Raw genomic sequence first — 9131 nt, forward strand, 5'->3', positions numbered from 1 at the left:
CGGGGGGAGCGCCGGATCAGGCGCTCCGCAGGGCCAGTTCCAGGATCGCGGCGCCTTCTTCCGCCTCGGCGACGGTCAGCGAGAGGGGCGGGGCGATCCGCAGCACGCTGGTGTGATGGCCGCCGCCCTTGCCGATCAGCAGCCCGCCCTCGCGGGCCGCCTCCAGGACGGCCGAGGCCGTGCGCGGCGCCGCCTCCCCGGTCACCGGGTTGATCAGCTCGATGCCGATCATCAGCCCCCTGCCGCGTACCTCGCGTACGGAGTCGACGCCCGCGCCGATGGCCCGCAGCCGCTCGATGAGCAGGCCGCCGACCCGGCGGGCGTTGCCCTGGAGGTCGTGCTCCTGGAGGTACGAGAGGTTGGCGAGGCCCGCCGCCATGGTGACGGGGCTGCCGCCGAAGGTCGAAATGGAGTTGGCGTCCAGGCAGTTCATGATGTCGGCACGGGCGACGACGCCCCCGATGGACATGCCGTTGCCGATGCCCTTGGCGAAGGTGAGCAGGTCCGGCGGGCCGTTCCCGGCGTGCGCCTGCCAGCCCCAGAAGTGGTCGCCGGTGCGGCCCCAGCCGGTCTGCACCTCGTCGCTGATCCACAGGATGCCGTGCCGGTCGAGGACTTCGCGGAAGGCGGCGTACAGACCGTCCGGCGGGGCGGTGAACCCGCCGACGCCCTGCACCGGTTCGGCGATCAGCGCGGCGGGCGTACGGACGTGGCCGAGCAGGTCCTCCAGGTCGGCGACGCACGCCTCGATGAACCGCTCGTCGGTGAGCCCCGCGTACGGGCCTCGGTTGCGGACGCCGCCGTGCACGTAGAGCGTCTGGAGCGGGGAGAGCCCGGTGGGCGACCAGCCTCGGTTGCCGGTGACGGCGACGGTCGAGAAGGACCGGCCGTGGTAGCTGTTGCGCATCGCGAGGACCTGGTTCGAGCCGCGGTGGGCGGTCGCCAGCATCAGCGCGGTGTCGTTGGCCTCGGTGCCGGAGGTGGTGAAGAAGACCCGGGCGTCCGGGATTCCCGACAACGCCGCGATGCGCTCGGCGAGTTCGACCATCGGGCGGTTGAGGTAGAGCGTGGAGGAGTGGATGATCCGGCCCGCCTGCTCGGTCACCGCCTTGGTGACCTCGGGGAGCGCGTGGGCGGTCATCGTGGTGAGGATGCCGCCGAAGAAGTCGAGGTAGCGGTTGCCCTCCGTGTCCCAGACATGGCGGCCCTCGCCGTGGGTGATCTCGATCGGCTCGTCGTAGTAGAGCGCGAGCCAGTCGGGCAGGACGGCGCGGTGCCGGTCGTGGAGGTCGCTCACGGCCGCACCAGCCCCTCGTACGCGTCGGGCCGCCGGTCGCGGTAGAACGCCCACTGTTGGCGCACCTCCTCGATCAGCGCGAAGTCCAGGTCGCGTACGACCAGTTCCTCGGCCTTGTCGCTCGCGGGCTCCCCGACGAACTGGCCACGCGGGTCGACGAAGTAGCTCGTGCCGTAGAAGTCGTTGTCGCCGTACTCCTCCTGGCCCACCCGGTTGATCGCGGCGATGAAGTACTCGTTGGCGACGGCGGCGGCGGGCTGTTCGAGCTGCCAGAGGTAGCTGGAGAGACCGCGCGAGGTGGCCGACGGGTTGTACACGATCTCGGCGCCGTTCAGGCCGAGCTGGCGCCATCCCTCGGGGAAGTGGCGGTCGTAGCAGATGTAGACGCCGACCTTGCCGACGGCGGTGTCGAAGACGGGCCAGCCGGCGTTGCCGGGCTTGAAGTAGTACTTCTCCCAGAACCCCTTGACCTGCGGAATGTGGTGCTTGCGGTACTTGCCGAGGTACGAGCCGTCGGCGTCGATCACCGCCGCGGTGTTGTAGTAGAAGCCGGACTGCTCGATCTCGAAGACCGGGACCACCACGACCATCCCGGTCTCCCGGGCCAGCTCGCGCATCCTGGTGACGGTCGGACCGTCCGGGACGGGCTCGGCCCAGCGGTAGTGCTCGGGCTCCTGCACCTGGCAGAAGTAGGGGGCGTTGAAGACTTCCTGGAATCCGATGATCTCCGCGCCCTGCCGGGCCGCCTCGCGGGCGTGCTCCTCATGCTTGGCGATCATGGATTCGGTGTCGCCCGTCCAGGTCGCCTGGACGAGTGCGGCGCGTACGACTCGGGCCACGAGCTGCTCCTTCGGCGGATGCTCCGGTCAGCTGCCTCGGTCAGCTGCTTCGGTCAGCTCTACGCACGTAGATCTGCGTAGGAGGAGAACGTAAGCCCCGGTTCACACGGGGGCAAGACCATCGTCGTTAACCCGCAGAGTCGAGTCTGTTTCACACCCGAGCGGTCGACACCGGTCAGCCCGGCCGGAAGCGGGCCGACCGGATCTCAGCCTGCCGCGATTCCCGCCACCCGCAGAGCATGCACCACATCGCGCTCACGGGAGGCCGACACGGCGCGCGCCGCGTCGAGAAGGCGCGGGACGAGCCGGCGCGGATCGGGTGCGGCGACGAGCGCGGAGTCCGCCGGCGGACGCGCCTGTACGAACGCGCTGAGCAGTGCCCGCGCCTCGGGTGCGCGGCCCGCCTCGTCCAGCGCGAGCACGGCGTCGGTGATCTCCTCGGCCGGCCGCGAGACGCCCTGGCGCAGCAGCTGACCGCAGTCGTCGTCGCGCCCGGCGGCGGCGAGCGCCCCGGCCGCCGCGGCGAGTTGCGCGGGCGGCAGGAAGGCGGCCTCCCAGAGGAGTTCGGCCCAGTCGGCGCCGAGCCCGGCGCGGCGCAGCTCGGCGGCGAGCAGGGGCAGCTGCTCCGGCGGGCTGCCCGCGGCCTCGCAGAGCACGACGTGCGCCTCACCCGTCCGCCCCTCGGCGCGCAGCCTGCGCAGCGCGCCGACGATCCGGTCGGCGGCGCGCCGGTCCTCCGGCGAGGGCGAGGCCGACGGCGACGCCGCGGGCCCGGCGGACGCGGTACGCGGCGCGGCGACGGGCGCGCCGCCGAACCGGGCGCCACGCGGAGTGGCGTACGCGGCGGGCGGCGGCGCCGGGAGGACGGTCGCGGGCGGCGGCTGCTCGGCCCGCCGGGCCCCGTCGGTGTCATGGGCCTCATCGGCATGGCCGGACCCGTAGGGCTCATAGGCGGCCTCGGAGGCCTCGTAAGCCTCGGAGGCCTCGTAAGCCTCGTCGATCTCAAGCCCGGCGAAGCGGGCGCCCCGCGGCTTGCGCTTCTTCCTCGGGGGCTCGGCCCGACTCCCGGCGGTGCCGGGGCCCGCGCCCTCCCCGGCGGTGCCGGGGCCCGGGGCCGTCCCGTCGGTGCGGCGGCGGCCGCCCCAACGTGTCCGGCCCCGCTCGGTCCGGCCGGACGCATCGCCGCGGGCCGCCGGTTCACGACCGTACGCGCCCGGATCCGCACCGGTGTCCGGATCGGCGCCGACGCCCGGATCCGCGTCCGTACGCATGCCGTTGCCGGTGCCTTCGCCCATGCCGGTGTCCGCGCCCGGATCCGCCGCCGGTGCCGGCAACGCCGTGATCCTGGCGCGGAGTTCGGCGCAGCGGGCGGTGGCGCGGGCGAGGTCGTCGCGGACCCACGCGAGATCGTGGGTGAGCTGCTGCTCGCCCGGCGCGCCCTCGGGGGTGGTGCGGAGCAGCCGGACCAGCTCCTCGGCCCGGCCCGCCGCGGCGGTCCGCTCACGGTCCATCAGCCGCAGCCGCTCCGCGAGCGCCGCGCCGTTGCCGGGGAGCCGGTCGTACGCCAGGGCGGAGGCGGTGTGGAGCCGCCGGGCCCGCCCGGCCTCGGCGGTCGCGTCGACGGAATGCGTGTCGCGTCCGGCCGCGAAGTCCTGGAGCAGCGACTCCACCACGTCCCACGGCGGGATCTCGGCACCGCCGAGGCAGGCCCGCAGCCCCTCGGGGTCGCGGTGGAGGAAGACTCCGTACCAGCCGGCGCCTGGGTCGAGCAGCGTCGTCAGATCCTTTAAGTACCGAGCGAACGTCCCGATCTCCACCGGGAGTTGCCGCACCGCCATCGCTGTCCCGCCCCTCCCGCCCGGAGAGGACTCTCCGGTCCGAGGCATTCGACCCCAGCCGTGTTACAGGACGAATACAGACAGTTTTCCGGGAGGGTGCGATGCCCTCAGCGGCGGGACGTCAGAACGTGACGGCGATCCCGGTGTGCGGCCGCTTGCCGCGCCGTACGACCATGGCGGGCCAGTCGGTCAGCCAGAACTGCCAGGTGTACTTGCGGGCGAGGAGCCGCCTGACCCGCTCCAGATCCGCCCCGTCGAGCAGCCGCGCCGTCCCCTCGGCGCTCGGCGCGCCCGGGGCGATCCGTCCGCGTACCGTGCACGGGGTGACCACGGCGCGGGGGTTGTCGCGGATCCGCTTGACCTTCCAGGAGTCGGACCGGGTCCAGACGAACAGCTCACCCCCGTCCACGGCATGCCAGACGGGGGTGGCGACGCCCGTCCCGTCCTTGCGGTAGGTGGTGAGACTGACATAGCGGCTGCGGCCGAGCTCATCAAGGGTCGTCACGCACGCGAGCGTACGCGAGGGGACACCGCCCCGGCCACGGCCTCAGGCCGCCGGCAGCGACACCAGCGCGCAGCTCTCGGCGATCCGGTCCATGGAGAGGCCCAGCGCTCCGGCCAGCGCGGCCACCGTGAAGAAGGCGGGCGTCGGGGCCCGGCCGGTCTCGATCTTGCGCAGCGTCTCCGCGGAGAGCCCGGCGACGGCGGCGACCTCCACCATGCTCCGTGAGCCGCGCGCCTCGCGGAGCAGACGGCCGAGCCGTTCGCCGCGCTCACGCTCTTCCGGGGTGAGGGGGGTTCGCACCATTGCGTCATTGTAATACCGCCCCGGCGATTCCCGCACACCCCGCCGACCGGTAAAGTTATTGGAATGGTGGAGATCAAAACCGATGCGTCCCTGGACGCCATGCGGGCAGCGGGCCGAGTCGTCGCCCAGGCACTGACGGCCGTACGCGAGGCCGCCGCCGTCGGGGTCTCACTGCGCGCCCTCGACGAGACCGCCCACGCCGTGCTGCGCGAGGCGGGGGCCGGCTCCCCCTTCCTCGACTATCACCCCCACTGGGCACCCACCCCCTTCCCCGCCGTCATCTGCGCCTCCGTCAACGACGCGATCGTGCACGGCATCCCCGGCTCCTACCGGCTGGTCGACGGCGACCTCGTGTCGATCGACTGCGGCGCGGTCCTCGACGGCTGGGTGGGGGACGCGGCGGTCAGCTTCACGGTCGGCCGCGCCCGCCCGGACGACCTCCGGCTGATCGACGCGTCGTACGAGGCGCTGGAGGCGGGCATCGCCGCGGCCCGGGTCGGCAACCGGATCGGCGACATCGCGCACGCGATCGGCCGGGTCTGCCGCGCGGCGGGGTACGGCATCCCCCACGGCTTCGGCGGCCATGGCGTGGGCCGCACCATGCACGAGGACCCGGGCGTCCCCAACGAGGGACGCCCGGGTCGCGGCCTGCGGCTGCGCCACGGCATGGTGCTGGCGATCGAGCCGATGCTGACGGGCAGCGGAACGGACCGCAGTTACACGGCCCGCGACGGCTGGACGGTCCGCACCCTCGACTCCAGCCGTGCCTCCCACGCGGAGCACACGGTGGCGATCACCGACGAGGGCCCCCGGATCCTGACGGCGCTCTGAGACACCCGCGCCCGCCGCGCCGGACGTCCGGCCCCGCACCGGACGTCCACCGCGTCGTTCCGTCAACTCCCCCGCACCGCAGGTCAGTTCATCGGTTCGATCCAGACGTTCCTGAAGCGCACCTTGTTGCCGTGGTCCTGGAGCCGGATCGCACCCGCCGCGGCCGACTCGGCGTCGCCGGAGCCGGTCGGCCCGTTCACCGCCACCTTGTCGTGGACCGTACGGCCGTTCCACTCCACGGTGATCCTGGCGTCCTCGGTCTTCCGGCCCTCGGCGTCGAAACGGACCGCGCGGAAGACGATGTCGTAGGTCTGCCAGGTTTCCGGCGGTGTGCCGGCGTTCAGGTCCGCGGCCTTCTTGTTGTAGATGGCCCCGGCCTCGTTCATCGCCAGTTTCTCCACACCGTACGAGTCCAGGATCTGGATCTCGTACCGCTCCTGGAGGTAGACGCCGCTGTTGCCGCGGTCCTGTCCCGTGACGTCGTCCGGCAGCTTCGGCACCCGGAATTCGGCGTGCAGCCTGAAGTCACGGAAGGACTGTTTGGTGCGGATGTCCCCGCAGCACACCTCGATGGAGTTCTCGGCGGTGCGCGGCCATTCGACACTGCGGCCGTCGGTGTGCTGCCAGGCGGTGGAGACGCTGCCGCCGGAGAACAGGTCGATACGGCTGCCCGCCTTGCGCACCTCGATCATGTCGAGGTTGACGTGGCCGGTGTCCTCGGGCCGGTACGTGTAGGTGACGGTGTTGCGGCCCTTGTTCAGGGTGAACCGCTCCGTCTGCGTGGACCAGCGGTTCCAGGCGCCGGTGGAGGGGAGGCTGGTCTGTCGCGCCGGCCCGTCGTTGACGGCGACACCGATGGTCTTGGTCCCGGTGAAGGGGTTGGGGCCGTTGGCGTAGCGCAGTGCCACGTCGTAGTCGCCCTTCGCGGGTGCGCCGATCTCGAAGGTGGCGGTGGCGCCCTGGGTGCCGAAGCCGTCCACGAAGCCGCCACCGGTGTACCCGGCGTGCTCGGTGTCGATGTCCGCCCCGCCGGAGAGCCGCGCCGACTCGGCGTCGTACGAGGTGACGGGCTGCTCGGGGCCCGGGCGGGCGTTCAGTGTGTACCAGGCCTCGGTGGACCAGAGCTGCTCACCCGTGTCCGAGGCGAACGGGCGCGGCGAGCGGAGGTGCACCACCCGGTCGGTCTTCAGGCCCGGGATGGTGAGCCGTACCGTGCGCCGGTCGTCGGAGAGCCGGGCGGCCTCGACGGGCAGGACCTCTTCGTCGATCTTGGGGCCCCCGTACGCCGGGGTGGGGACGTAGCGCCACTGCTCGACGGAGTAGGCGCCGTCGGCCAGTCGTGCGGCCGTCTCCTCCGACAGGGGCTTGGTGTAGGTGAGTTCGAAGCCGTCGCGGGTGGCGCGCATGGTCTTGATGTCGAAGGCGGTCTTGCCGTTCGGCGTGAGTTTCTGCAGGCCGAAGCGGAGCTTGCCCTCCTGGCCCCAGTTGCCCTCGGCGCCGAGACCGCCCGCGTAGATCGCGCCGTCCGGGCCGGTGCTGATCCGGGTGATGCCCGCTTCCAGGCCCTGGGTGTGCCGGAACACCGCGCCCTGGTACTCGCCCTTCACCTTCTCCAGGTCGGCGCGCTGGATGCCGCCGTAGGTGACGTCGCCGAAGAGCATCTGCCCGGCGAAGGGCCCCTTCTTCAGCAGCATCGGGGTGCTGGGCGAGTTGGCTATCTCGTTCTGCGGCAGCCAGAGCACCGGCTTGGTGACCGTACGGTCGTCGAACGGGCCGTCCGGGTTGGTGTAGTGGTTGAAGAACCGGTCCTTCTTGACGTGGAGCAGCTTGGAGGCGGGCAGCCAGCCGCCCTGGTTGTCGGTGACGAACAGCTCGTCTCCCGGGCCCCGGCCGATCCCGTTCGGTGTGCGGAGGCCGCCGGCCAGGTAACTGACCTTCCCGGTCTTCCTGTTCACCTTGACGGTGGTGCCGCGGTTGGGGGCGGGCTGCGGGTTGGTCGTCGCGCCGCCCTGGTTGATGGCGACGGACAGGTTCAGATAGAAGTTCCCGTCCTCGTAGAGCAGTCCGAAGGCGAACTCGTGGAAGTTGCCCCCGTACGGCCACTCGGCGATCTTGCGGATCTCGTCCGGGGAGTTGTCACCCTTGGTGTCGGACAACTCGGTCAGCTGGTGCTTCTCGGAGACGTACAGCTTTCCGTCGACGTACTTGATCCCCATCGGCTCCTTGAGGCCGCCGGCGATCTTCGTGTACGTGACCTTCTCCGGACCGGTGTCCCCCGTCACGTTGTCGAGGACGTACACCGCCCCTTCCGTCTTGGTGCTGCCGCCCCAGGTGGTCACGGCGAGCCGGCCGCCCGGCAGCCAGTCCATGGCGGAGACCTGCGGCTCGAAGCCCTCCGGGCGCAGATCGGTCAGGGTGTAGCCGGGGTTGACCGAGGTCAGCGGGAGGCCGTCACCGGGGGTGTCGTACGTCCCCTCGCACTCCTTGCGGCCGGGGGCGGTGACCCGTACGACGCCGGCGTCGGTGCTGAGCACGGAGTTCGGGACGAGGGTGAAGGAGTCCGCGCCCGGCGGCTTCCACTGGAGGGTGACCTGCTGTTCGCCGGCCCGGTCGAAGTGGTCGATCCGCAGGGGGTGGTAGCCGGGGAGCAGGGAGATCTCGCCGTCCTTGGGCTCGGCGCCGTGCAGCCCGTCGTGGTCGATGACCTTCTTGTCACCGATGAAGAGCCGGGAGCCGTCGTCGCTGATCAGGCGGAAGGCGTAGGTGCCGTCCGCGGGGACGTTGATGTTGCCGATGATCTGCGAGACGAAGTTGTCGTTGAAACCGAAGCCCTCGGTGGAGGACCAGTCGACGGTGGGGATCAGCTTGTCGACGTTGGGGGTCTGGGCGGGCTTGAGGTCGCACAGCTTGCTCAGCGGGGACTGGATGTCGAAGACCCGGAGGGTGACCCCGGGTTCCTGGGGCGGCAGATCCCCGAAGGGTCTCTCCTCCGCCTCGGCGGCCGGCGCCGTGAGACCGCCGGTGAGAAGCGCCGCGAGGAACAGCCCGGCGAGTCTTCGGGGGCTACGGCGATGGCTGGGGGCGCTCTGGTGCGTGCGGGGCGTCACTCTTCCTCCTGCTGTGCGCTGCGAGGCAGCGCGGCCGGGGACGGACCTTCCGTGCGGTGCCGCGATCGGCAATGTCTGCCCCGGAGGAGCGTCGTCCAGCGCGTGCGATCGCAAGGCGGCCGGAAGCCCTTGTAGCGGAGCTACCAGGGCTATTGGCCAACGCCGCGAGCGTGCGTGCTGGGCGGCGTGACGGGGCAGAGCTTGCCGGGAGGGGCACAGGAGCGACGCCCAGCGTACGAAGAGTGCAGGGAACCGTCCACACTTTGTCCTCGATGAGTTGAAACTCGCGGGGCGCTCGGTGCGGACGGTGCCGCCACCCCGATCCGCCGCCGGCACATGGACGCCCAGCGCCACGCCCGAGGTCAGAACGGCGATCACAGGGCGCTCCCGGTCCACGGCCGCGCTCCTTTC

General features: G+C 71.6%; 7 protein-coding genes. 1 reads left to right on the plus strand and 6 read right to left on the minus strand.

The genetic code is table 11. The annotated features are described in order from the left end of the window. Positions 1-16 precede the first annotated feature (16 nt). The 5 genes from AB0P17_RS09420 to AB0P17_RS09440 form a co-directional block, all read right to left on the minus strand. Positions 17-1297: an aspartate aminotransferase family protein gene (locus tag AB0P17_RS09420; protein ID WP_365809105.1), complete on the minus strand. Its 1281-nt coding sequence runs from the start codon at positions 1295-1297 to the stop codon at positions 17-19. Next, positions 1294-2136, minus strand: a complete 843-nt coding sequence (locus AB0P17_RS09425) for a nitrilase-related carbon-nitrogen hydrolase (protein WP_365809107.1) — start codon at positions 2134-2136, stop codon at positions 1294-1296. The genes AB0P17_RS09420 and AB0P17_RS09425 overlap by 4 nt, the downstream gene beginning before the upstream one ends. Positions 2137-2342: 206 nt before the next feature. After that, entirely contained in the window at positions 2343-3974 is a 1632-nt protein-coding gene (locus AB0P17_RS09430) for a UL36 very large tegument protein (protein WP_365809109.1), read from the minus strand. 121 nt (positions 3975-4095) lie between these two features. Further along, positions 4096-4479, minus strand: a complete 384-nt coding sequence (locus AB0P17_RS09435; RefSeq protein WP_365809111.1) for a PPOX class F420-dependent oxidoreductase — start codon at positions 4477-4479, stop codon at positions 4096-4098. A gap of 42 nt (positions 4480-4521) precedes the next feature. Further along, entirely contained in the window at positions 4522-4782 is a 261-nt protein-coding gene (locus AB0P17_RS09440) for a helix-turn-helix transcriptional regulator (RefSeq protein ID WP_365809113.1), read from the minus strand. Positions 4783-4845: 63 nt separating this feature from the next. Between AB0P17_RS09440 and map the strand changes: the two genes are divergently transcribed. Further along, complete coding sequence (map, locus tag AB0P17_RS09445) at positions 4846-5613, plus strand: type I methionyl aminopeptidase (protein WP_365809114.1); 768 nt, start codon at positions 4846-4848, stop codon at positions 5611-5613. Positions 5614-5696: 83 nt separating this feature from the next. On the opposite strand, the gene AB0P17_RS09450 is transcribed toward map, so the two are convergent. Continuing rightward, a complete protein-coding gene (locus AB0P17_RS09450; RefSeq protein WP_365809116.1) occupies positions 5697-8720 on the minus strand; it encodes a family 16 glycoside hydrolase in 3024 nt (1007 codons plus the stop codon). Positions 8721-9131: the final 411 nt, after the last annotated feature.

Origin of the sequence: Streptomyces sp. NPDC088124, from assembly GCF_040685895.1 — a bacterium.
GTDB lineage: Bacteria > Actinomycetota > Actinomycetes > Streptomycetales > Streptomycetaceae > Streptomyces.